The organism is Sphingobium sp. MI1205 (assembly GCF_001563285.1).
Lineage (GTDB): Bacteria > Pseudomonadota > Alphaproteobacteria > Sphingomonadales > Sphingomonadaceae > Sphingobium.
The window spans coordinates 367,532-390,748 of the sequence record NZ_CP005189.1; the positions used below are offsets into that span (position 1 = coordinate 367,532).

Annotated in this window: 25 protein-coding genes, 1 tRNA gene, 1 pseudogene and 1 riboswitch; of the genes and pseudogenes, 7 read left to right on the plus strand and 20 right to left on the minus strand. The window is 63.9% G+C overall.

The window, feature by feature from the left end:
* Window positions 1-3: 3 nt before the first annotated feature.
* Complete coding sequence (locus K663_RS18190) at window positions 4-267, minus strand: hypothetical protein (RefSeq protein WP_062121477.1); 264 nt, start codon at window positions 265-267, stop codon at window positions 4-6.
* Between the two features lie 128 nt (window positions 268-395).
* Between K663_RS18190 and K663_RS18195 the strand changes: the two genes are divergently transcribed.
* Window positions 396-1,220 (plus strand): transglutaminase-like domain-containing protein, encoded by an 825-nt coding sequence (locus tag K663_RS18195; protein ID WP_062121478.1) that lies wholly within the window; start codon window positions 396-398, stop codon window positions 1,218-1,220.
* A 49-nt stretch (window positions 1,221-1,269) separates the two neighbouring features.
* On the opposite strand, the gene K663_RS18200 is transcribed toward K663_RS18195, so the two are convergent.
* Both K663_RS18200 and K663_RS18205 read right to left on the minus strand, forming a co-directional pair.
* Window positions 1,270-1,584 carry a hypothetical protein gene (locus K663_RS18200; RefSeq protein ID WP_062121479.1) on the minus strand — a complete coding sequence of 105 codons (315 nt, stop codon included), beginning with the start codon at window positions 1,582-1,584 and terminating at the stop codon, window positions 1,270-1,272.
* A 69-nt stretch (window positions 1,585-1,653) separates the two neighbouring features.
* Entirely contained in the window at window positions 1,654-2,175 is a 522-nt protein-coding gene (locus tag K663_RS18205; RefSeq protein WP_062121654.1) for a MarR family winged helix-turn-helix transcriptional regulator, read from the minus strand.
* Window positions 2,176-2,302: 127 nt separating this feature from the next.
* On the opposite strand from K663_RS18205, the gene K663_RS18210 reads away from it, so the two are divergent.
* A tRNA-Gln gene (locus K663_RS18210) sits at window positions 2,303-2,377 on the plus strand.
* Between the two features lie 177 nt (window positions 2,378-2,554).
* Here the strand turns inward: K663_RS18210 and K663_RS24005 are convergent.
* The 7 genes and pseudogenes from K663_RS24005 to K663_RS18245 all read right to left on the minus strand — a co-directional run.
* Window positions 2,555-2,659: pseudogene (locus tag K663_RS24005) on the minus strand (dienelactone hydrolase family protein); the annotation flags it as partial.
* A gap of 321 nt (window positions 2,660-2,980) precedes the next feature.
* The gene (locus K663_RS18220; protein WP_062121481.1) at window positions 2,981-3,742 is read right to left on the minus strand and encodes a 3'(2'),5'-bisphosphate nucleotidase CysQ; all 762 of its coding nucleotides are present in this window, start codon (window positions 3,740-3,742) and stop codon (window positions 2,981-2,983) included.
* Between the two features lie 8 nt (window positions 3,743-3,750).
* Window positions 3,751-5,664, minus strand: coding sequence for a sulfate adenylyltransferase subunit CysN (cysN, locus tag K663_RS18225; RefSeq protein ID WP_062121482.1), 1,914 nt, complete (start codon window positions 5,662-5,664; stop codon window positions 3,751-3,753).
* A gap of 100 nt (window positions 5,665-5,764) precedes the next feature.
* Window positions 5,765-6,829, minus strand: coding sequence for a sulfate adenylyltransferase subunit CysD (gene cysD, locus K663_RS18230; protein WP_256382208.1), 1,065 nt, complete (start codon window positions 6,827-6,829; stop codon window positions 5,765-5,767).
* The gene (locus K663_RS18235) at window positions 6,810-7,421 is read right to left on the minus strand and encodes a TetR/AcrR family transcriptional regulator C-terminal domain-containing protein (protein WP_083536028.1); all 612 of its coding nucleotides are present in this window, start codon (window positions 7,419-7,421) and stop codon (window positions 6,810-6,812) included. The genes cysD and K663_RS18235 overlap by 20 nt, the downstream gene beginning before the upstream one ends.
* Before the next feature lie 85 nt (window positions 7,422-7,506).
* Window positions 7,507-9,192, minus strand: a complete 1,686-nt coding sequence (locus K663_RS18240; RefSeq protein ID WP_062121484.1) for an MFS transporter — start codon at window positions 9,190-9,192, stop codon at window positions 7,507-7,509.
* A 139-nt stretch (window positions 9,193-9,331) separates the two neighbouring features.
* The gene (locus tag K663_RS18245) at window positions 9,332-10,090 is read right to left on the minus strand and encodes an enoyl-CoA hydratase-related protein (protein ID WP_062121656.1); all 759 of its coding nucleotides are present in this window, start codon (window positions 10,088-10,090) and stop codon (window positions 9,332-9,334) included.
* 87 nt (window positions 10,091-10,177) lie between these two features.
* Between K663_RS18245 and K663_RS18250 the strand changes: the two genes are divergently transcribed.
* From K663_RS18250 to K663_RS18265, 4 genes are all read left to right on the plus strand, one after another.
* Window positions 10,178-11,158, plus strand: coding sequence for a bile acid:sodium symporter family protein (locus tag K663_RS18250; RefSeq protein ID WP_062121485.1), 981 nt, complete (start codon window positions 10,178-10,180; stop codon window positions 11,156-11,158).
* Window positions 11,159-11,267: 109 nt separating this feature from the next.
* Window positions 11,268-12,878, plus strand: coding sequence for a phytoene desaturase family protein (locus K663_RS18255; protein ID WP_062121486.1), 1,611 nt, complete (start codon window positions 11,268-11,270; stop codon window positions 12,876-12,878).
* Window positions 12,879-13,065: 187 nt separating this feature from the next.
* The gene (locus tag K663_RS18260) at window positions 13,066-13,341 is read left to right on the plus strand and encodes an HU family DNA-binding protein (protein ID WP_062121487.1); all 276 of its coding nucleotides are present in this window, start codon (window positions 13,066-13,068) and stop codon (window positions 13,339-13,341) included.
* A 464-nt stretch (window positions 13,342-13,805) separates the two neighbouring features.
* Window positions 13,806-14,495 (plus strand): MucR family transcriptional regulator, encoded by a 690-nt coding sequence (locus K663_RS18265; protein ID WP_083536029.1) that lies wholly within the window; start codon window positions 13,806-13,808, stop codon window positions 14,493-14,495.
* A 306-nt stretch (window positions 14,496-14,801) separates the two neighbouring features.
* Here K663_RS18265 and K663_RS18270 read toward each other — a convergent pair whose 3' ends face one another.
* Complete coding sequence (locus K663_RS18270; RefSeq protein WP_062121488.1) at window positions 14,802-15,389, minus strand: hypothetical protein; 588 nt, start codon at window positions 15,387-15,389, stop codon at window positions 14,802-14,804.
* A gap of 7 nt (window positions 15,390-15,396) precedes the next feature.
* Between K663_RS18270 and K663_RS18275 the strand changes: the two genes are divergently transcribed.
* The gene (locus K663_RS18275; protein ID WP_062121489.1) at window positions 15,397-15,627 is read left to right on the plus strand and encodes a hypothetical protein; all 231 of its coding nucleotides are present in this window, start codon (window positions 15,397-15,399) and stop codon (window positions 15,625-15,627) included.
* Here the strand turns inward: K663_RS18275 and K663_RS18280 are convergent.
* The 9 genes from K663_RS18280 to K663_RS18325 form a co-directional block, all read right to left on the minus strand.
* Entirely contained in the window at window positions 15,621-17,012 is a 1,392-nt protein-coding gene (locus K663_RS18280; protein WP_062121490.1) for an NAD(P)(+) transhydrogenase (Re/Si-specific) subunit beta, read from the minus strand. The genes K663_RS18275 and K663_RS18280 overlap by 7 nt on opposite strands.
* Before the next feature lie 3 nt (window positions 17,013-17,015).
* On the minus strand, window positions 17,016-17,306 hold the full coding sequence (locus K663_RS18285; protein ID WP_062121491.1) for an NAD(P) transhydrogenase subunit alpha: 291 nt from the start codon (window positions 17,304-17,306) through the stop codon (window positions 17,016-17,018).
* Window positions 17,307-17,642: 336 nt separating this feature from the next.
* Complete coding sequence (gene cobU / locus K663_RS18295) at window positions 17,643-18,182, minus strand: bifunctional adenosylcobinamide kinase/adenosylcobinamide-phosphate guanylyltransferase (RefSeq protein WP_062121493.1); 540 nt, start codon at window positions 18,180-18,182, stop codon at window positions 17,643-17,645.
* Window positions 18,182-19,141, minus strand: a complete 960-nt coding sequence (gene cbiB, locus K663_RS18300; RefSeq protein WP_062121494.1) for an adenosylcobinamide-phosphate synthase CbiB — start codon at window positions 19,139-19,141, stop codon at window positions 18,182-18,184. The genes cobU and cbiB overlap by 1 nt, the downstream gene beginning before the upstream one ends.
* Window positions 19,104-20,081, minus strand: coding sequence for a threonine-phosphate decarboxylase (locus K663_RS18305; RefSeq protein WP_062121495.1), 978 nt, complete (start codon window positions 20,079-20,081; stop codon window positions 19,104-19,106). Before K663_RS18305 ends, cbiB begins: the two co-directional genes overlap by 38 nt.
* Window positions 20,078-20,788, minus strand: a complete 711-nt coding sequence (locus K663_RS18310) for an adenosylcobinamide-GDP ribazoletransferase (RefSeq protein ID WP_062121496.1) — start codon at window positions 20,786-20,788, stop codon at window positions 20,078-20,080. The genes K663_RS18305 and K663_RS18310 overlap by 4 nt, the downstream gene beginning before the upstream one ends.
* Window positions 20,785-21,339, minus strand: a complete 555-nt coding sequence (locus K663_RS18315) for a histidine phosphatase family protein (protein ID WP_335339097.1) — start codon at window positions 21,337-21,339, stop codon at window positions 20,785-20,787. The genes K663_RS18310 and K663_RS18315 overlap by 4 nt, the downstream gene beginning before the upstream one ends.
* A gap of 8 nt (window positions 21,340-21,347) precedes the next feature.
* Window positions 21,348-22,364, minus strand: coding sequence for a nicotinate-nucleotide--dimethylbenzimidazole phosphoribosyltransferase (gene cobT, locus K663_RS18320; protein ID WP_062121498.1), 1,017 nt, complete (start codon window positions 22,362-22,364; stop codon window positions 21,348-21,350).
* On the minus strand, window positions 22,361-22,768 hold the full coding sequence (locus tag K663_RS18325) for a DUF1636 domain-containing protein (protein ID WP_062121657.1): 408 nt from the start codon (window positions 22,766-22,768) through the stop codon (window positions 22,361-22,363). The genes cobT and K663_RS18325 overlap by 4 nt, the downstream gene beginning before the upstream one ends.
* Before the next feature lie 181 nt (window positions 22,769-22,949).
* A riboswitch (cobalamin riboswitch) is annotated at window positions 22,950-23,141 on the minus strand.
* Window positions 23,142-23,217: the final 76 nt, after the last annotated feature.

Consider the following 23,217-nt stretch of genomic DNA (forward strand, 5'->3'; position numbering starts at 1 on the left):
TCCTTAAGCTGGCTCCTCGACCAGTTCGGTGACCTCGAACGCAAAGCTGCGCCAACCCCGCGCCTTCGACGCGTCGGTGGCGGCAGCGCGCTTCTTCCTGGCTTCCGCCAATGACTTCGCATGGCCCCAGAATACTTCCGTCCTGCCATTTTCCAGTTCGCCGACGATCCGCCAATAATGCGTAAACGGGTCGGCCGTCGGGCCGATCCGCTTTACATATCCGTCCGGCATGGCGGCTATCAGATATCGCTTCTTTCGCTTTGCCATGCGTCTTGTTTAGCACGACAGGTGGAAAGCGGCGCAATCGACACCCATCTTGGTCATATGGATAGATTCAGGATCAATGATCGAATTAGCCGCGACGCACCGGGCCAACGCCAGGAGCGGGTCCGGTCGTGAACGAGAGCATCACCTATATTGGCCTCCTAGCGGACGCGGAGATCGAACTGGACAGTGCCGCGCTGGCGCTGAGCGGCCTCGATCATGAAGGGGTCGATCTTGATTCCTATCTCGGCCTGCTCCGCACGATCAGCGCCGCCGTGGACGCCGAACGGCAGGACGCCGGGGAAGCTGCGCTGGATTCGGGGGAAGCGCAAGGGGCGTTGCTTGCTCGCGTCCTTGGCGCACAGTTTGACTTCGCGGGCGACACAGCGACCTATGACGCCCCGCTCAACGCCGACATGATCCGGGTTCTGGACCGGAGGCGAGGCCTGCCGGTCAGTCTATCCATCCTTTATGTCGCGGCCGCCCGGCGCATGGGCTGGACCGCTTACGCGCTCAACACGCCCGGCCATGTCCTTGTCAGTATCGGTCCTGAAGACCGCGAAGCGGTGATAGATCCGTTTAATCGGGGGGCGCTGGTGCAACCCGAACAACTGTCGGCCCTGCCTGCGCAGGCGTCAGACGCCTTCCCCCAGACCGGCCATGAACCTCTGGAGCCGATGTCGAACCGTATGACGCTGGTCCGCATGCTGCTTAACCAGAGCCTGCGAGCCGAGCAGGCGGGCGACACATGGCGCGCATGCATGCTGTACGAAAGAATGACCGTCATAGCGCCTGAGCATGACGCCGGATGGTGGGCCTTGGCACGCTTGCAACTGGTGCATGGCAAAGTGGAATCGGCCCGCGCCAGCCTGACCGCGATGCTGGAAATCAACCGGGAGCCGGAACGCCGCCGCTACATAACTCAGGCGCTCGACCGGCTCGCCGGGCAATCCTGATCCGGTCGTTGCTGGCGCGGGGCTTCCCATATGCCCCGCACCGGCATCGTCACTCGTCCTTGAGGTCGTTTCCTGCCCGCTCCATGGCGGACCCGACATCCTGCTTCGCTTCGCCAGCTTCACGCCGTGCGTCACGCGCCGCATTCTCGGTCGCTGCGCCCATGCTGTCCGCGCTGTCATCAATGGCCCGACCCGCCTCGTCCAAGCCGTTGTCGATTTTCTCTCCGGCCTCGTCTACCGCCCGGCTGACGTCGTTGCCGATTGCCGACCCCGCATTTTCAAGGCTGTCCGAAGCCTTTTCCGAGCAGGCGGTCAGGCCGGTTGCCGCCACGATCGCCACAGTTCCGAGCAATATTCTCTTCATGATGTCCCTCTTTTTGCGATTGAACGCACGTGTTTAACCGCCGTCAGGCGGATATGGTTGCGTCGCAGTTCAACGGCTGCGCAGGCCAAAGACCATGGATCGGTCGGCATCGGGTATCAACCCTTCCAGAACGCGCCAGAAACCGGTGACCGACCCTTGACCTGCCTGGGCATAGGCCGCAGCCATTTTCTCTCGCAGCGCGCGGAACAGTTCCGCTTCGAGCGCTGCGCCCGCCGCGCTGAGGCGGAGCAGCTTTTGTCGCCGGTCGATCGCGCCCTGGCGCGTTTCGATATAGCCTTGCTCGATCAGGTCATTGAGCACGCGGCCCAGCGATTGCTTGGTGACGGCCAACAAGCGCAGCAGGTCCTTGACCGTAAGGTCCGGCTGGCGTGAGATAAAATACAGCGCGCGATGATGCGCCCGGCCAAGCCCCTGCGCCGCCAGCCTTTCGTCGATCGATCGGGTCAGGGCGGTGTAGCCGAAATACAGCATTTCGATCCCCCGCCTGATCTCATCCTCACGCAGGAACAGCGGCGACGCCGGCGAAATCTGTGATGCCGATGCGGTTGCGGGAGAATTATTTGCACTCATGCCGGTCATCCAGAAATCGGGTCACAACACGGCCATATTGGCGTAGCGAAACAGTGATGACTAGGCTTTCCTTTCGCGCAACAGACGCTATATGGCGATCCGCACCGGTCAAAACCGGTATGCATGTTGGGGCGTCGCCAAGCGGTAAGGCAGCGGCTTTTGATGCCGCCATGCGCAGGTTCGAATCCTGCCGCCCCAGCCATTTTCAGCTTTTCCGTTATATTCAAAGAATTGCTATGATTTTCCATCATCGCGTGTGACAGACTCGCGTGCCCGCAAGGGGCGCTGGAAGGAAGACAGCAGTCCCTTTTTAGAGACTAGATGGGCCCGACTGAACGGCTCCGCCTCCTTTTTCATTGAGCATGGCCAATAGGCAGCATTATCCACCCTGCGGAAAACTAATCACTGACCGCACATCGGCACCGCTGCGCGCCAATTCCAGCACGCACCGGCCGCCAAAACAGTAGCCGATCGCCGAAATACGCCCTGCATCACTTCGGGCAGCGTCCGCAGCGCATCATATCCGGCAAGAATGCGTCCGCGCAGAAAGTCGGGCTGCTCCTGAAACTGCTGAAAGAGCGGCACAGTCCAAATCTGGACCTGCGGCGCCCAGCCCGTCGGCGTCCGTAGCCAGCGCAACGAAACCAAGCTGCGCCAGGTCCAGCGCCCGCTGCCCGATCAGCCTGTCGGGGCCGAGCGCGGAATGCATCACCAGCACGAGGTCCGGGCCTATCCGGTCGCGCGATGCGACCGGACGGCTTCAGCCCGTCATGGGCGCAGTCGAATGGCTCAACCGGCCCTTTCCTCAGGCGCTTACTGCCACCTCTGCAATGAGGCCCAGAACCGCCTCTGCGTGTTCTTTCCGGCAGATCAGCAGATCGGGCAGATATACATCCTGCTGATTATAGACCAGCGGGCTGCCGTCGATGCGGGAGCAGTGCAGGCCATGCGCCTGCGCTACCGCCACCGGGGCCATGCTGTCCCATTCATATTGGCCGCCCGAATGCAGGTAGATGTCAGCCTGCCCCAGGATCACGGCCATCGCCTTTGCGCCCGCAGACCCCATCGGCACCAGTTCCGCATCGAGCCGTTCGGCCACCGCCACGGCTTCCTTCGCGGGCCGGGTGCGCGACACGACCATGCGCAGCTTTTCGGGCGCCGGAGGCACGGAGCGTGGCTGATCGGACCGCAGCACAGTCCCACCGCCAGTGCCGGTCAGATCAAGGCCGGGCAGCGCGACGGCGCCGAGAACCGCCGCGCCATCCAACGCCATGCCGACATGCACGGCCCAATCGGACCGTTCTTCGCCATATTCACGCGTGCCATCGACCGGATCGACGATCCATACCCGGCTCTTGGAAAGCCGCTCCGGATTGTCCTTTTCCTCTTCCGACAACAGCCCATCGTCCGGGCGCACTTCGCGCAGTGCGTGGACGAGGAACTGATTGGCGGTCTGATCCCCCGCCTTGCCCAGCGCCGTGGGACTGAACAGCCCGGACTGCCGGACATTGATCAGGATCCGCCCGGCCACTTCGGCGAGATGCGCGGCGAGATCTCCGTCATCCATTGCGGCGCTCACGGGATCAGCCTGGCGATGATCAGGTCAGCTGCCTGATCCGCAGTCAGCGACGTGGTGTCGATGCGGATTTCAGGATCTTGGGGCGCTTCATAGGGGCTGTCGATCCCGGTGAAGTTCTTGAGATCCCCCGCCCTCGCCTTCTTGTAGAGGCCCTTGACGTCGCGCGCCTCGGCTTCGGCGAGCGGCGTGTCGATATGCACCTCGATGAACTCGCCAGGCTGCATCATCTGCCGCACCATTTCGCGCTCCGAACGGAAGGGCGAAATGAAGGCGGTGATGACGATGAGTCCCGCGTCGGTCATCAGCTTCGCCACTTCGCCCACGCGGCGGATATTTTCCACGCGGTCGGCGTCGGTGAAGCCCAGATCCCTGTTCAGGCCATGCCGCACATTGTCGCCGTCGAGCAGGAAGGTGTGGCGGTTCATCCGCGCCAGCTTCTTTTCGACGATATTGGCGATGGTCGACTTGCCCGCGCCCGACAGGCCGGTGAACCACAGCACAGCCGGCTTCTGGTTCTTCAGCCCTGCATGGAATTCGCGGGTGACATCGGTCGCCTGCCAATGGACATTCTGCGCCCGCCGCAGCGAGAAGTGCAGCATGCCTGCCGCCACCGTGGCGTTGGTGATCTTGTCGATCAGGATGAAACCGCCCAGCGTCCGGTTCTGCTCATAGGGCTCGAACACGATCTGTTTGTCGGTCGACAGGTTCGCAACGCCGATCGCGTTCAGATCCAGCGTCTTGGCCGCCAGATGCTCCATCGTATTGACGTTCACCTGATATTTCGGCTGCTGCACGGTCGCTGTCACGGTCTGCGTGCCGATCTTCAGCCAATATGGACGGCCGGGCAGCATTTCCTCGTCAGCCATCCAGACAATCGTCGCTTCGAACTGGTCGGCGGCCTGGGGCGGACTGTCGGCAAGCGCGATGACGTCTCCGCGCGAACAGTCGATCTCATCGGCGAAGCAGATGGTCACTGACTGACCCGCAACCGCCTGGCCCAGATCACCGTCCAGCGTCACGATCCGCGTCACTGTGCTGGTTTTGCCCGAGGGAAGGACGCGGATCGCGTCGCCCGGCTTGACCGCGCCGGTGGCGATCAGCCCGGAAAAGCCGCGGAAGTCCAGATTGGGGCGGTTCACCCACTGCACGGGCATGCGGAACGGCTTTTCCGCGTCAGTCGCGCCGTTGACCTCCACGGTCTCCAGATGCGCCATCAGTGTCGGTCCCTTGTACCAGGGCGTGTTTTCCGAAGGACCGGTGATATTGTCGCCCTTGAACCCGGAAATCGGCATCGGCACGAAATGCTGGATGCCGATCGAGCGGGCGAACTCAGTATAATCCTTGACGATGCCGTCGAACACCGCCTGGTCATAATCGACCAGATCCATCTTGTTCACCGCCAGAACGATGTTCTTGATGCCGATCAGATGCGCCAGATAGCTGTGACGCTTGGTCTGCGTCAGCACGCCCTTGCGCGCGTCGATCAGGATGACGGCGAGATCGGCGGTCGAAGCGCCAGTGACCATGTTGCGCGTATATTGTTCATGACCGGGCGTGTCGGCGACGATGAACTTGCGCTTTTCGGTCGCGAAGAAGCGATAGGCGACGTCGATCGTGATCCCCTGCTCGCGCTCGGCGGCGAGACCATCGACCAGCAGGGCGAAATCAATTTCCTGCCCCTGCGTGCCGACGCGCTTGCTGTCCGCCTCCAGTGCAGCGAGTTGATCCTCGAAGATCATCTTGCTGTCATAGAGCAGGCGGCCGATCAGCGTCGATTTGCCATCGTCCACCGACCCGCAGGTGATGAAGCGCAGCATCGTCTTGTGCTCATGCACTTTCAGATATTCGTCGATATCCTCGGCTATGAGGGCATCGGTCTTGTAGATAGGTTCGTCGAGAGTGTCGGTCATTGGTCTAGTCCCGTCGTCCCAGCGAAAGCTGGGATCTCGTTGATCTGGGGAAGGTTCTGCCGGCCTGAGATCCGAGCTTTCGCTGGGATGACGGCTCAGGTCAGAAATACCCTTCCTGCTTCTTCTTCTCCATGCCGGCGCCGCCCGCGTCCTTGTCGATGGCGCGACCCTGGCGTTCGGACGTGGTCGTCAGAAGCGTTTCCTGGATGACGTCCGGCAGCGTCTGGGCGCTGCTTTCCACCGCGCCGGTCAGGGGGTAGCAACCCAGCGTGCGGAAACGGATCGACCGCATCACCGGCTCTTCGCCGGGCTTCAGCAGGAAGCGTTCGTCATCGACCATCAGCAGCATGCCGTCGCGCTCGACGGTGGGCCGTTCCTGGGCGAAATACAGCGGCACGATCGGAACGTCGTTCAGGTGGATATATTGCCAGATGTCCAGCTCGGTCCAGTTGCTGATGGGGAAAATGCGGATGCTCTCGCCCTTGTTCTTCTTGGCGTTGTAGAGGTTCCACAGTTCCGGGCGCTGGTTTTTCGGATCCCAGCCATGCGAAGCGGTGCGGAAGGAAAAGATGCGCTCCTTGGCGCGGCTCTTTTCCTCGTCGCGGCGCGCGCCGCCAAAGGCTGCGTCGAAACCATAGAGGTCGAGCGCCTGCTTCAATCCTTCGGTCTTCCACATGTCGGTGTGAAGCGCGCCATGGTCGAACGGGTTAATCCCCCGCTCCTTTGCTTCGGGGTTTTGATATACCAGAAGTTCCATGCCGCTTTCTTGCGCCATGCGGTCGCGCAGGTCGTACATCGCCTTGAACTTCCATGTCGTATCGACATGGAGTAGGGGGAACGGCGGCGGCGAAGGGTAAAATGCCTTGCGGGCGAGATGCAGCATCACGGCGCTGTCCTTGCCCACGGAATACAGCATCACCGGCTTTTCAGCTTCGGCGACAACCTCTCTCAATATATGAATACTCTCCGCTTCCAGGCGCGCCAGGTGGGTCAGCGTTTTGCTATCAGTCATCATCTTTCCAGCCTTTCGGGAGTTTCGGAATGACAGAAGGCGGGAATCATCAAACCTCCCAAATGGGAGAAAAGCGCGACAAGCGATTTTTGCAGTGCTGGAGCCTGTTCTTTCAGGCCGGGTAGCCTGACCGTTAGTCGGTCCCGTCGCCATCACCGGTGGTCAGTCCCGCCTCATAGCCGGAGATGATACGCTCCAGAGTCGGTCGATAATCCCCGAGAATCTCGGGCAGCAGCACGCGACGTCCCTCGTCGTCGATAGACACATTTTCGAGCGCCTCGCGCCGCATCATATTGATGGCCGCCCCGATCACGACCTGATTGATTTCGATATAGGCGTTCACGGCAGCCGTTTCGGGAACGCCCCTGGACTCGATCAGGGCCAGCACGCTGCGCGAATAGTCGAACGAATGCTGCTCCGGCTGCTTGCCCATCAGATTGGTGATGAGGTGCGGCAGGGATCGGAACAGGCGGTAGGTGATCGTCGCATGTTCGCGCAGGATATTCTGCCAGCTTTGCCCTTCATCCTTGATCAGCGCCTGCCCCACCAGACGCTGCGCCACCAGTTCGAGAAGGTGGTCGCGGCCACGCACATAGCCATATAGCGTGGCGACGCCGGTATTCAGCCTTTCGGCCACCAGGCTCATCTCCAGCTTCGCGATACCCACATCGCAGGCGGCATCGACGATCGCCTCCAGCGTCAGCCTTCGAGGACGTCCCACCGTCCGTTTCGCCTGTCTTGGCATGCCGCTCTCCTACTTCGACCCAGAGCGACTTTAGCGCCGCCGGCGATATTGACAACGCATGCCGCCGGGCGTCTGTCCGCCTGCCTTACCGATAGAAAAAATCGACGCCCTCGTCCCGCCGGTCGGGGGTATCGGAACGCCACCGGACCGAACCGGTTGGCCGTTCAAGCCTTCTGCGCACCCGCCCTTCGCTTTCGCCCGTATGGAATTTGTTCGCGGCGTCCTCCACCTGACGGTCACCTGTCGTCATGCGATCGCGCTGGCGCAGATAATCGCCCCAGGTCGGACAGTAATAATGTTCCGTCCATAGCTCTGGATCGGCGATGTCGCGCGCCACCGACCAGCCAAACGCACCGCTGCGCAGCCGGGCGCCGCGCAACTTCTGGATCGCGACGTAGAAGTCGCGGGCCTGGTCCGGATCGACGCGGTAATCGATCTCGATGACCACGGGGCCGCTGCGGGGGGTCAACGCCAGCGACACCTTGGGCTGATGCGCCAGCACGCTTTCTTCCAGCCCGTCAGGTACGGACCGGGCCAAGGGAATGACAAATCCCAACAAGGCGCTCAACGCCATGGCTGCGCCAGACAGGATCATCGCCTGCCCCGTGCCGAGCGCACCGGCGACAGAGCCCCAGCCCCACGCACCGATCGCCAGACCACCAGTCACCGCCGAGCCATAGCAGGCGAGCGCGCGCGCCGTGACCCATCGGGGCGCCGACATCTGCACGGCGACGTTGAACTGCGCGACCAGCATCATCCATGCCGCGCCCGCAACCAGCAGAGCTGCGCAGGTGATAACTATATGCGTGCTGACGCCGGTCAGGACGATCATGGCGCCAAGCAGGACGGCCAGCAGACGGGCGGATTGTTCCGGCCGTAGTTTTTGGCGGACCAGGTCCAGCCCCATGGCGCCAAGAACCGCACCGACGCCATAGGCGCCGAGCAACAGCCCATAGGTGCTCGCTGTCCCTTGCAGCAGATCCATCGCGATCAGCGGCGTCAATGCGGATACCGATGCACCCGCGAGCGCCGCCACATGGGTGCGGATCAGCACTATGCGGATCGGGGGCGAATGAAACGCATAGCGGACGCCCGACACGATCGCGCGATCGATCCGTTCGGGCGGCAACCGCGAGGGCTGATGGTCGCGGTTCCACCACAGGAACGCCAGAAACAAGGGCAGGTAGAAGAATGCGTTGGCGGCAAAGGCGGCCATGGCCCCCAGCGCGGCCACCAGGACGCCGCCGACAGCAGGCCCGAAACTGCGCGCTACATTATAGCTTATCGTGCCCAGCGCGATCGCGGCGGGCAGATGTTCACCCTTTACCTGCTCGCCGATGGATGCTTGCCAGGCCGGCGCGTAAAGCGCCACGCCCGTACCGATCAGAAAGCAGAAAAGCAGCAATATCCAGGGAGTAACCAACCCGGCCCAGCTCAGCAGCGTCAGGCAGATCGCCATGACACAGGCGAAGGCCAGCCCCGTCAGCGCAACCTTGCGCCGGTCGAACATGTCCGCGATCGCCCCCGCGGGTAGGGCGACGAGCATCAGCGGCAGCATGATGGCGGTCTGCACCAGCGCCACCATCTGCGGCGACGAGCTCAGCTTCGTCATCAGCCATGCGGCACCGACGCCCTGGATCAGCTGACCGAAATTGGAAATGAGGCTTGCGATCCAGATCGTGCGGAAGGTCCGCTGGCGCAGCGGTTCCAGCAGGGTGAAGCGTGCAGCCGCAGGCGCGGTATCGGATACAGCCCGCGCCTCATCACTCATCCACATTTCCTTCTTCTGCTTTCAGGGCCTGTCATGGCCTGGCTTCAGGTAGCAGCTTCCCCGTTTCTGTCCATCGTCGCGAAGGGCGGCAATGCCGGCCTCGCAACGATCCAATGGCCTTCGGATCAGGGCTTCTGCTTCAGTCGCGGCGGAAAACTGGCGGGCGCTTTTCGAAGAAGGCGGCGAAGGCTTCCTGCGCTTCGGCTGCGTCGAGCATGTCCTCGACCAGTCGCGCTTCTTCTTCGATACGTTCAAGCAGCACCGCCTGATCCCCCTTCAGCAGGCGACGAGTCGCCGCGAGAGCATGGGGCGGCTTGCTCATGAGTAGCGCAGCCTTACCCCGCGCATGGTCGAGCAGGCGTTCGGCGGGTACGATCGCGGTTACTAGCCCCGCGCGATCGGCGGTATCGGCATCCATGGGTTCGCCGAGCAGCAACATCGCCGCCGCCTTGGCGTGGCCGATGGTGGCAGGGGCCAAAAGGCTGAAACCGGCTTCCGGCACGATACCCAAATTCACGAACGGCGTGATGAAGCGAGCGTCCGGCGCAGCATAAACAAGGTCGCAATGGAACAACATCGTGGTGCCTACCCCAACGGCCAGTCCCTGCACTGCGGCGACAACGGGCTTATCGAAACGGGCGATGGCGCGGATGAATGCGAAGGCGGCCTCTCCACCTTGCGGACCCTGGGTGAAATCCTTGAGGTCATTGCCCGCGCAGAAGACGTCGCCCTTGCCAGCGATCAGGACCGCGCCGATCCCGGCCCGCGCAGACGCGTCGGCAAGCGCGGCGATCATGGTCCGGTACATGGCGGCGGTAAGCGCGTTTTTCTTTTCCGGACGATCGATGTGGATTTCCAGCACGTCGTCCCGCTCGACAATTTCCACCCCGCTACTCATGACTTTCTCCATCTGCCCTGCTCGACCTAAGCGGCCCAATCGCCTGCCGTCTATCCTTTTCATGCAGGACTGACTACAGCCGCGCGGATGAGCCGACTTCGGGAATTCGCCGACCCATTCCTGCTGTTGCTGATAGCGATGGTCGTGCTGGCGTCTTTCCTGCCAGCGCGGGGCGACGGGGCGTATGTCATCGGCATCCTTGCCGATGCGGGGATCGTATTGCTGTTCTTCCTGCATGGCGCGAAGCTGTCGCGCAACGCGATCTGGATCGGGGCGCGGGCGTGGAAGCTGCATCTGGCGACGCTGGGGACGACCTTTGCGCTGTTCCCGCTGGTCGGCCTCGCGACGCAACAGGTGGAGGCGATCCCGGTCGCGATGCGGGCAGGACTGCTGTTCCTGACGCTGCTGCCTTCAACGGTGCAGTCGTCGATCGCCTTCACCGCGATCGCGCGGGGCAATGTCGCCGCGGCGGTGGTGAGCGCGTCCTTTTCCAACCTGCTGGGCATTATCCTGACGCCGTTGCTGGTCGCGCTGCTGATGCAGAAAGGCGCCGGGGGGACGGGCGGCCTGATTTCCCTGTCGGCGGCGGAGGGGATCGTGCTGCAACTGTTGCTGCCGTTCGTCCTCGGCCATCTGGCGCGCCCGTGGATCGGCGGGATCGTCGAACGGCACCGGGCGATGCTGGGGCGGGTGGATCGCGGGTCGATCCTGCTGATCGTCTATTCAGCCTTCAGCGCGGCGGTGGTCGAGGGGCTATGGCAGAAGGTGTCGCGGGAGGAACTCTTGCTGCTGGCGCTGCTGTCCATCGCGATCCTGGCGGTCGTGCTGCTTTTCACATGGGGCCTGGCGCGCTTGCTGGGTCTGTCGCGGGAGGACGCGATCGTATTGCAATTCTGCGGATCGAAGAAGAGCCTGGCGACCGGCGTGCCGATGGCGGGCGTGCTGTTCCCCGCAAGTGCGGTTGGGCCGATACTTTTGCCAGTGATGTTGTTCCACCAGATTCAGCTGATGGTGTGCGCGGGATTGGCGCGGCGTTATGGCAAAGTCGCGAATGAAATAGAGAATTGAAAGCGATTTGCGCGCTCGTCCGGGACTGTTATACATATGTATAAGTTCGACAAGGAGGGTGCGAGGGGATGGGTGTCGGGGGACGCGTAAACAGGCAGGCTGAAGCTTGATGAGCAGGCGGCGCGACGCCGTCATCATCGGCGGCGGGCATAACGGGCTGGTCTGCGCATTCTACCTGGCGCGGGCCGGGTACAAGGTGCGCATATTGGAGCGGCGGCCCATTGTCGGCGGCGCGGCGGTGACGGAGGAGTTTCACCCCGGTTTCCGCAATTCGGTGGCAAGCTATACCGTCAGCCTGCTGCATCCCAAGGTGATCGCCGACATGCGGCTGGCCCACCATGGCTATCGCGTGATCGAGCGGCCGATCGCCAATTTCCTGCCGCAGCCCGATGGCCGCTATCTGAAGGTCGGCGGCGGGATGGAGAAGACGCAGGCCGAATTTGCAAAGTTCAGCGCGAAGGATGCCGCCGCCCTGCCCGCCTATCAGGATGCGCTGGAGGTGGTGGCGAGCCTGCTGCGCGACATGCTGCTGAAAGCACCGCCCAATGTTGGCGACGGGCTGTCCATGGTGATGGCGGCGCTTTCCCAGGGGCGGCGTGTCGGATCATTGTCGCTGGAGCAGAAGCGCGACGTGATGGACCTGTTCCTGAAATCGGCGCGCGGATTCCTGGATGGCTGGTTCGAGAGCGAGGCGGTGAAGGCCGCCTTCGCCTTTGACGCAATGGTCGGCAACTATGCGTCCCCCGACACGCCGGGCAGCGCCTATGTGCTGCTGCATCATGTCTTTGGCCAGGTGAACGGGAAAAAGGGCGCATGGGGCCATTGCGTCGGCGGCATGGGCGCGATCACGCAGACCATGGCGCGCATTGTCGAAGCCATGGGCGTGGAGATCAGCCTGGATGCTCCCGTCGCGCGCGTGCTGGTCGATGGCGGCCGCGCGGTGGGCGTCAGGCTGGAAAGCGGCGAGGAAGTGATGGGTAGCGCGATCATCGCCAATGTCGGGCCAAAGCTGCTCTATGAGCGGATGATGACGCCCGGCGACCTGCCGCCCGATTTCCTGAAACGTATCCGGGGGTTCAGGACGGCGTCGGGCAGTTTCCGGATGAACGTCGCCCTGTCGGCGCTGCCCGGCTTTTCCTGCCTGCCGGGGACGGGCGAGCATTTGCAGGCCGGGATCATCATCGCGCCGACCATGGATTATATGGATCAGGCTTTCACCGATGCGAAGGCGCGGGGCTGGTCGCGCGCGCCGATCGTCGAAATGCTGATACCTTCGATCATCGACGACAGCCTGGCGCCGGCCGGCGCGCATGTGGCGAGCCTATTCTGCCAGCAGTTCGCGCCTGAATTGCCTCACGGGCGCAGTTGGGACGATGTGCGCGAGGCGGCGGCCGATGATGTGATCGCGACGGTGGACGCTTATGCGCCGGGTTTTGCACAGTCCGTGATTGCGCGGGACATATTGTCCCCGCTCGATCTGGAGCGGACATTCGGGATGACCGGCGGCGACATCATGCATGGCGCGATGACGCTGGACCAATTGTGGGCCGCACGCCCGGTGCTGGGGCATGGCGCCTATCGCGGGCCGGTGAAGGGACTCTATATGTGCGGCGCGGGTACGCATCCGGGCGGCGGGGTGAGCGGCGTGCCGGGCCATAATGCGGCGCGCGTGGTGTTGAAGGACGGCGCGATGGGCGGGCGGCTTTTTGGTCGCGGATGAAGTGGTTTCGACCGGCCTGAATCGCGCGCGACGGCAGACTCGGCAGGGCGGACAAGGGCAATCAGAGGTAAAGTCAGGCCAAATAACACGAATCCGGCCCGAAAATATCGGTTAACGGCCCAAAACCCCCCTAGTTGCGGGCGATGAGACAGGTTAAGACGCATCGTCCACGAAAGGGAGACGATCCATGAACAATACCGAACTCGCCGAAGCTGTTGCCGCCGAGCATGGCCTGACCAAGGCCGATGCCCGCAAATATGTCGATGGGGTTTTCGCCGCCATCGCCAGCGCCGCCGCCAAGGGTGAAGAAGTTTCGCTGAGCGGTTTTGGCAAGTTCAAGGTCAAGGACCAGCCCGCGCGCGAAGGCCGCAATCCGTCGACCGGCGCCACCATCCAGATCGCCGCTTCCAAGAAGCTGACCTTCACGCCTGCCAAGGCGGTCAAGGACCAGCTGAACGGCTGAACGCCGCGCGCCTCCTGAAAGGGAGTGAGCGCCGCTATGTTACGATTGCATGACATGCAATCGAAGTAGCGATCTAAACAATTGTCAGGAGAGGCCCGGGGGGCCAGAGGCGTCCCTGCCTTTCAGGCATCCTCTCCTAAAAACTCAGCTGGCCGGTCCTTCGGGACCGGCCTTTTTTTTGTCATCCGCCGCAAAGCCCATGCAATGATATGACTTGCCGTTGCATCGACCAGCAGCATGACAATATTTCCCTGCTTGCACGGCAATTGACATCTTGGCCTGACATGTCGCCGGCCCATTTTGCCAAGACGAACATTTGATATACACCGCGACGTCGCCGAAAGATCAGAAACGTCCACGAGAGGGACAGATATGTCGGAGATTCGACCGGCAAAGGCGATTTACATTTGAATGCAAAGCGCGCAGAAGGCCACCGTCGTTATTTTGCGTGGAGAAGCGTGCCAATGTCTGAAAATTCGCAGCCTGACATCACGACGCTCACTGTTCAGCTATTGAGCGCGTTTGTCTCCAACAACTCGGTTCCCAGCGAAACGCTGGCCGACCTGATCCGTACAACGCGCGCCGCATTGACTGATGATCTGTCGCCGAATGCTGGCGATGCGCAGGCCGCGACTTACACCCCCGCAGTTTCCGTACGCAAAAGCCTGTCGTCGCCCGAGCATATTTTGAGCATGATCGACGGCAAGCCGTACAAGACGCTGAAACGGCATCTGGCGACCCACGGCCTTTCGCCGGACGACTATCGCCAGCGCTACAATCTGCCCAAATCCTATCCGCTGGTCGCGCCGAGCTATTCCGAGGCCCGCCGCGCCGTCGCCACGCGCCTTGGCCTTGGCCGCAAGCCCGCGCCTGCGGCTGGCGGAGAGAAGGCGGCAGCGCCCAAGGCGGCCGACGCCACGGTGAAGGCGCCCAAGGCCGCAGCGGCAAGCGGAGCGAAAGCACCTGCGGCCAAGGTCAAGGCAGCAAAGCCGGCCAAGGCGCCTGCGAAGCCCGCCGCCAAGGTTCCGGCACAGGCTCCGGCAAAGTCGGTCGACGCGCCCAAGGCGGCAAAAGCGGTCAAGGCCGAGAAAGGGGCCCGCAAGCCTCGCGCCAAGGCTGCTCCGGCCCCGGCCCCGACGGAAACCGTCGGCTGATCGTTATTTCCTGAAAGATGCAAGACGAGCCGTTGCCCACAAGGCGATGGCTCGTTTGCCTTGATTGCTACTGACCCGCCTCGCCGGTGGCGCTTGCCGTGGCATGATCGATGCGTCGCGGGTCAGGCGGAGGCTGACGATGCAGCCGACCAGTGGCACGGAAACGCGCGCGCGCCGCCCAGCCGCTGAAGAATGATCTGGCGCATGACTGCTTCCGTCACAGGCCGCAAGGATGGGCGCTGCCGCTCCTGGACGCGCTTTGGCGCTAACGGAAGAGAGGCGGGATGTGAGGGCGCAGCGACCCGTTCAAAGGCTGAGTTCGCCCTGACGCGGCTGTAGCTTTGGCGCGGGTGGCGGACCCATTGGCTGCGGCGCGACGGGTGCGATCAGGATGCGGGCAAGGCCGGTCAGGGTGTAGACCGCCTGCCGCCGCGCTCCACGATTATGATGATCGACCCTGTAACCCTGATAATGGCGGCGCAGGAGGCCAGCGGCGACCATTTCCGACACGGCGCGACTTAGATTGGTCTTGCCGGATGCCCGCACGCGCAGCTTCACTTCTTCTTCGACCGCAGCGCTGGCGGCGCCAGGATCGGCGGGCAACATCCCCTGCCCCGCCAGTTCCGCGCGCACCCGCTCGGCAAGGGCAAGGCGGCGCGGATCGCGACCGCCCATCGGCGTCAGCGCATCGCAAAGCCAGTCGCGTAGCGGCTCCAACGCGCCATCCTTGGCTATGAAAGGTCCGGCGCTGCCGTCCGGCCGCGCCACTTCTGCGATCAGTGTGAGCAGCATGAACGCATAGCGCGGACGCGTGCTGGCATGGGCAAGCCGGTCCAGCAGGGCGGAAAGGTCTCCGCTGCCAGCAGAGCGAGGCTTGATCGAACCGTGAAACATAACGGGGATGAATCAAGCACAGGTAGAGGCCAATGTGAATCCCCTGATCATGCCGCCGGTCGCTTTTGTCACCAATGACACTTTGCCGGAGGGTAAAGTGTCATTGTCGGCACTTTGGAATGTGATGGCGAAAATGGCGGTAGAATCGGACCCGATGGGCATTTTGGCAGGCAAAAAGAAAGCCCGCTGCGCGGGGCAGCGGGCTTTCCCTGTTCGGTGCGAAAGCGCGGGTCAGTGAAGACCGCTGCCCCCGCTCAATTCCTTGGCGATGGAGCCGACCATGTCCTTGGCGTCGCCGAACAGCATCTGGGTGTTGCTGTTATAATAGATCGGATTGTCGATCCCGGCGAAGCCCGCATTCATCGAACGCTTGATGATGAACACCGACTTGGCCCGGTCCGCTTCGATGATCGGCATGCCCGCAATCGCGCTCTTGGGATCGTCGCGCGCCGAGGGGTTGACCGTGTCGTTCGCGCCGATGATCACCGCGACGTCCGCCTGCGGCAGTTCCGGGTTGATGTCGTCCAGATCGACCAGCTGCTCATAGGGCACGTTGGCTTCGGCCAGCAGCACGTTCATGTGGCCTGGCATGCGGCCAGCGACCGGGTGGATCGCGAATTTCACATCCACGCCCTTCTTGGTCAGCGCCTGGTAGAGTTCGCTGACCTTGTGCTGCGCCTGCGCGACGGCCATGCCGTAACCGGGCACGATCACCACGGTGCTGGCGTTTTCCAGCTGCATGGCGGCTTCCTCCGCCGAGGCGGAGCGGACGACGCGGTCATCCTTGCCGCCTGCGACGCCCGCGGCGACAGTACCGAAGCCACCAAACATGACGTTGGCGAAGCTGCGGTTCATCGCCTTGCACATGATGACGGCCAGAATGAAGCCCGACGCACCATCAAGCGCGCCCGCCACGATCAGCAGCTTGTTGCCAAGCGCAAAGCCCATGGCCGAGGCGGCAAGCCCCGCATAGCTGTTGAGCAGCGCGATGACGGTCGGCATGTCCGCCCCGCCGATCGGGATGACCAGCAGGATACCGAACAGCAATGCGAGAGCCGCAAAGACCGGGAACAGCCAGGTCTGGGTCGGGTCCAGCGCAAGCACGACCGCCACGACGACCGCGCCAAGCGCGACGGCGCCGTTGACGATGCGCTGGCCGGGGAAGGACACCGGACGGCTGCCCATCAATTCCTGCAACTTGGCGAACGCGACGACCGATGCGGTGCAGGTCAGGAAACCCAGCGCCATTTCGAACATCAGCGCCCACATGACGAAGCTGCCTGCATATTCGGCATGGGCATGCTTGTAATATTCGGCGGCGCCGATCAGGCCGACGGCGAGCGCGCCGAATGCGTGGGAGATGGCGGTCCGCTGCGGGATCGCCGTCATCGGCATCAGCAGCGCCATCGGAATGCCGACAGCCGCACCGGCAACCATCGCGATGAGGATCAGGTTATAATCGACCACCTCATGGTGAACGAGCGCGCCGATGATTGCGATGACCATGCCGATCTCGCCCGCGCGCACGCCGCGACGGGCAGTCGAAGGATGGCTCATCCACATCAGCGACAGGATGAACAGGGACGAGGCGGCAATTGCCGCGAAAGGAACGAAGGCGTCCATCGGTTACTTCCCCCGCGGCTTGAACATCTTGAGCATGCGGTCCGTAATCATGAACCCGCTGACCAGGTTCACCGTCGCACAGAATACCGCGATGAAGCCAAGCGTCTTGCCAAGCGGCGTCGCCCCTTCTTCACCCGTGATCGCGATCGCCCCGACAATGACAACCGCCGCGATCGCATTGGTCAGCGACATCAGCGGCGAGTGCAACAGCGGCGACACCTTCTTGATCAGCTGAAAACCGACGAAAGCCGCCAATATGAAGACGAACAGATAATCTGCGTTAAGAGCGTTCACTTGCTATATCCCCTGTCCAGAAGCCGCAATCCGGTCGAGACGCTGGTGGTCTTCCCATTTCCGCCAGTCCGGGGCCGATCGCCCCTGCCATGATTGATGGCTTCCATAAAACCCCTCCAAATATTCTTGGGCGGTGCCATATTGATCCGATCGATCGCAGGCAAGCCGGTCGCACCCAAATATCACCCCGACGATTCGCACAATGAATTTATTCCGCCCATGCGAATAGCCCTGCTATTTCCCCGCATATGCCCCGATCCATGCGCAGCCGACGTTCCCGGCTGCGACGAAAATGCCGGCTGAGGTTCCCGCATCAATGCGAAGTTGAATGCATTATTAAGACGATATGATGGCGCGCCCGTCCTGCTTGAGGATCAAGGGCAAGCCCGCCGCAACGAACAGAACCCGGTCGCAGGCTTTGGCGATATGCTGGTTGAGCAAGCCCGATTCGTCCCGAAACCGGCGGGCGAGTGCGTTTTCGGGGACGATGGAAAGGCCGACTTCATTACTGACGAACAGGATGGGCGGGCCACAATCCGCAATGGCGGCGGTCAGCGCGCGGGTCCAGCCCGCGATATCCTCTTGCGCCAGCAGCAGGTTGGATAGCCAGAGGGTCAGGCAATCAACCAGGATCGCCCCCGATCCATGCGCGCCGGCAATGGCGGCCGGCAGGTCGATGGGTGCTTCCACCGTATGCCACCGGGCGCTGCGGCGGGCGCGGTGATGGCTGATCCTGTCACTCATTTCCGCGTCGAACGCCTGGGCCGTGGCGATGTAGGTGAGCGCGCCCGGCATCGCTTCACATTGCGTTTCCGCAAGCCGGCTTTTGCCCGAACGGGCGCCGCCCAGCACCAGAAGCCTGCGAAATGCGGTCATCAACCGATACCTCCGATCATCGCGGCCACCAGCCAGAGCAGGAGGCAGGCGCGAACATAAAGCGCAAGCGCGGCGCTGGCGGCGGCCGGTGTCGCTTCCGCGCCATCGCCCCCGATCCACGCTTTGTCATGGCGAACGCCATCATATTGAACCGGCCCGGCAAGGCGGACGTCCAGCGCGCCCGCCATCGCCGCCTCTGGCCACCCGGCATTGGGCGAAGCGTGAAGGGCGTGATCGCGGCGAAGGACGCGCCAGCCCCCCGGCCCGGCAACGCAAAGGAGGATGGCAGACAGGCGCGCCGGGGCGAGATTCAGGAGATCGTCGAAACGCGCGGCGGCCCATCCAAAGGCGGCGAACGGTTCTTCCCGATGGCCGATCATGCTGTCGGCGGTGTTCACAGCCTTGTAGGCCCAGACGCCGGGAAGGCCGCCGACGAACAGCCAGAAGAGCGGCGCTACGACGCCATCGCAAAAACTTTCGGCGAGGCTTTCGATGGCCGCGCGGGCGACGCCAGCCTCGTCAAGCGACGCGGTGTCGCGGCCGACAATATGCCCGACAGCCTGCTGCGCTGCCGGAAGATCGCCGGTCTTGAGCGCCTTCACGACGGGCAGGACATGATCGAACAGGCTGCGTTGGGCGAGCGCGGGCCAGGCCGCGAGCGCGATCCCTGTCCAGGCCCATGCGCCCATCAGACGGCGAAGGGCCGATTGGATGAGCCACCCGCCAAGGGTTGCGACCAGCAGCAGGATCAGGAACGTGGCGACGCCCGCCATCCGCCTGCGCCCGTTACCAAGGCCGGGCCGGTTCCAGCGGCGTTCGCAGGCGGCGATGATCCGCGCGAAAGCGCCAACCGGATGGCCGATGCGCGCATAGAGCCACCCCGGCCAGCCAAGCGCCGCGTCAAGGATAAGGGCAACCAGTTCAACCAAGCGCCTCGTCCAGTCGGGCCATGGCGGCATCGTCCGCAGGCAGGCCCAGGCGCAGCCAGTCCGGTTGATCGTCGAACGGCCGGGTCAGGATGGCCTGACGCGCCAGACGGTCGAACAGCGCGGCGGCGGCGGGCGTTTCCACGAGGCGGAACAAGGGACAATCGCCGCGCGGGTTGAGGCCGTGCCGGGCGAGCATCCGGTCGAGATGGGCGGCGCGGTTGCGCAAATCCGCGACGGTCCGGTTGATCCAGAGCCGGTCGCGATAGGCGGCGCGTCCAAAGTCGATCGCTGCCGCCGACAAGGGCCAGTCCCCCAGCATGGCGCGACACGCGGCGATGATTGAGGGTGGCCCGACAAGGAGGCCAAGGCGGACACCCGCAAGGCCGAAGAACTTGCCGAAGGAACGCAGCAGGATGAGGCGCCTGCCCTCCCCCGCTTCACCGGCGATGCTGGAGCCGGGGACGCTGTCGGCAAAGGCTTCATCCACGATCAGCCAGCCGTCGTCCCTCTCCTGCCGGGCGAGCAGTGCCTGCATCTTTGCTGGCGCGAACAGGCGGCCATCGGGATTGTTGGGATTGGCGAGCAGCAATGCCGTGCCCGGCGGCGCTTGTTCCGGCGCATCGAGCGGCAGGGAGCCGGGGAAAGCGGCGGCATGGGTGCGGTAGGAGGGGACGAGATGACAGCCGGGCCGATCCAGCAGCTTGCCAAGCATGCGAAGGCCGATCTCGCTGCCGGGAAGCGCGCAGACATGGGCGGGGGCGACGCCGAAATGACTGGCGGCGGCGGTTTCCATGTCGGCGAGCGCTGCGGGATCGGGAAGGGATTGCCAGTCCGGCGCAATATGGGCAGCACCGGGCCATGGCCGCGGGTTTATGCCGGTGGACAGGTCGATCCAGGGCTGACCGTCCGCGCCATAATGATCGCGGGCCTGCGCAAGGCGCCCTCCATGCCAGCGGAACATATCGCTCATTGGGCAAGTACCAGCGCGGCGAGCAGCGCGCTTTCCACCAGTTCGATGCCCGCGCCATGGCCGTCGCCCGAAATGCCGCCGATCCGGCTGCGCAGCCACCATGCCCAGAGCGGGATGAACAGGGCAGCGGATGCAAGGGCGGGGAGCATGACGCATGACGCAAGCGCCAGCGCGGACCATGGGAGCAGATGCGCGCGCTTGACCCCGTGGCGGAAGCGGCTGGCCAGCCCTTCATGCAGCGGCGGCAGCCACAGTGTCCAGGCGAGCGGGCCGATCCGCGCGATCAGGGCAAGCGGGATGAGAGTCCAAGGGGCAAGCTGCTCCGCCCAGATGCGCAGGAGGATCAATTTCGTCAGCAGCTGGAGCACGATCACGACCACGCCGAAGCTGCCGATATGCGGATCGGCCAACACGGCAGATAGCCGGGCCCGGTCGCCATGCGCCGCGCCTGCGCCATCGGCAATGTCGCCAAGCCCATCGAGGTGCAGCGCGCCGGTCATCGCTACCCATGCCAGCAGCGCAAGCAGCGCCGCCGCCCACGGCCCCGCGCGCAGGCCGAGCATCATCGCCATCGCGGCCGCCCCGCCCACCGCTATACCGGCGGCGGGAAACCAGCGGATGGAGGCGGCAAAGTCGCTGTCGTCCGCCTTGACGGATGGCAGCGGCAGGCTGGTCATCAGTTGCAGGGCGAGGATCAGCCGCTTCATGTAGTCAGCGCCGTTATCTGTGCGTTCGGAGCATCTCCGGGCCAGACGCGCAGGGAGAGCAGCGCGGCATAGGGCAGGTCGATGGCCCAGGCCTGCCGATAGGAAAAGCCGCAGAGCAGTGACAGCGCCGCACGCATGGATCCGGCATGGCTCAGCACCAAGGTCGGCTGGTCGATATGGACGAGCGCGCCCTGGACACGGCGGCGCAGGTCGGACCAGCGTTCTCCTCCCGGTGGAGGATTGTCGTCGGGGGCATCCCAGAAGCGGGCTGTTTCAGCAGCGGGAAGGGTTGAAGGGTCGGCTCCCTCCCACGCGCCGAAATGCAATTCGCGCCATCGGGGATCGGCATGGTGGGGCACCTGGGCGGCAGCAGCGATCCGCTCGGCGGGGCGGCTGGCGCGGGTGAGGTCGGAGCTTATGACCTGCGCGAAATGGATGGCGCGGGCCCGTTCGACGCAGAGCGGCACGGCGTCAGGATCGGGCGGCATGTCCAGCTGGCCAAGCAGCAGGCCAGTCGTCTGCGGCGCGGCGTGGCGCATCAGGTGAAGCATGTGGGCGTTCATACGGCTTCTGAGACCGCGGCTTCGGTAAAGGTGGCCATCTGATCGTGCGCGGTGAGGGCCGAGCGGACGATCTGTGCCGCAACCGCTGCGCCGCTGCCTTCGCCAAGGCGCATGTCGAGTTGAAGCAGCGGGGTTAGCCCGAAGGCGCGGAGCAGGCGCGCATGGCCCGCCTCCGCCGACACATGGCCCGCGATGCAATGGTCGGTGATGGCGGGATTGTCGCGCGCGAGAGGGGCCACCGCCGCGCCGCAGATGAAACCGTCGAGCAGCACCGGCACGCGCATCTGCCGGGCCGCGAGCACGGCGCCGGCCATGGCGGCAATCTCTCGTCCACCGAGGCGACGGAGCGTTTCGAAGGTGTTTGTGCAATGGGGCGCGTGGAGGTGAAGGGCGCGCGCGACCGCGTCGGCCTTTCGCGCCAGACCGGCTTCATCGACGCCGGTGCCGCGCCCGATCCAGTCCCGCGGCAGGCCGCCAAAGGACTGGGCGCACAGGGCAGCGGCGGGCGTGCTGTTGCCAATGCCCATTTCGCCGACGATCAGCAGGTCGCAATCCGCGTGGACGACCGCTGCGCCTGCATTGAGCGCGGCGAGGCAGTCCGTCTCGCTCATCGCGGGGGCTTCGCAGATGTCGGCGGTGGGGCGGTCAAGGTCGAGCGGGACGATCGACAGCTCCGCCCCGCATGCGGCGGCGAGCGCATTGATCGCCGCGCTGCCGCCTCGAAAATTCGCGACCATCTGCGCGGTGACGGCTGCCGGATAGGCGCTGACCCCGCGCGCGGCGACGCCGTGGTTGCCCGCGAAGATGGCGACGTGGAGGCGGTCGGCGCGGGGCCGTTCCCGTGCCTGCCAGCCCGCCATGAACAGGGCGATTTCCTCCAGCCGGCCGAGCGAACCGGCGGGCTTGGTCAGCGTCGCCTGTCGTGCGGCGGCGGCGGCGATCGCCTGCTCGTCCGGTCCCGGCAGCGCCTCCAGCGCTCGGGCGAAGGCAGCCCCATCCTGAAAATGGATCATGTGCAGATGAAGCCTTCTGGCGGGGTGCGGACGATGAAGTGCCCCTTCACCCCCTGCGGCCAATCGGCATAGCGCACGACGCCCTCTTCGCTGGCGGCGTGGCGCAGCGTGTAGTCGAGTATCGCGCGCGCGGCGTCTGCGTCAGGGGTGAAATCGCCAAGCACATAGCCGACCTTGCCCGGCCCGCGCAAATGGACGGCGCAATGGCGCTGGCACGCGAACAGGCATGGCATGTCCTGAACATCGACCGCCGCATAGGCTGGATCACCGGCCTGAAGCGCGCGCATCGCGTCGGCGAGCAGCGCGCCGCCGCGCCGTCCTTCGCCATCCTCACGCGCGTCAGCCGAGAGGCGGCACGTCGAGCAGACGACGACCGAAGCGCGGTTTTCCACCGGGCGCAGCATCAGCGCCGCCAATCCATAACCATAGTGACATGAAAGACCGTCATGATGGTCCCCTTCGTTTTCCTGACCCGCAAACAGCCTGTGGGCGCGGGCGCGCAGAGGACTGCACAACCGAACCGGCAAGGCGATGGCTGTCGCTACGCGAGGGAAACCCCGTCCGCCCGGCACACCCTGTCCGGTCGAAGAACGACTGCGTCAGGCAGGTCTCCTGGCTCACGGGTCAGTGCGTTCCGGCCGCCTTCTCGGGGACGTTCATTCCCCAATGGCGCTGTGGCCAGTCCGCTCACCGCTTACAGTTGCAGGGGCAGCGCGGGTTTTACACCCGACTTCCCTTTTCATCCCTGGTGGGGGAACCTGTCGCGGGCCTGCTGATAAAGCGCACGCGCGCCGCCCGCAAGCGGTAGATGGCGACGCGGACATGTGTATGCTGCACCCGCAGCAAAAGGGAG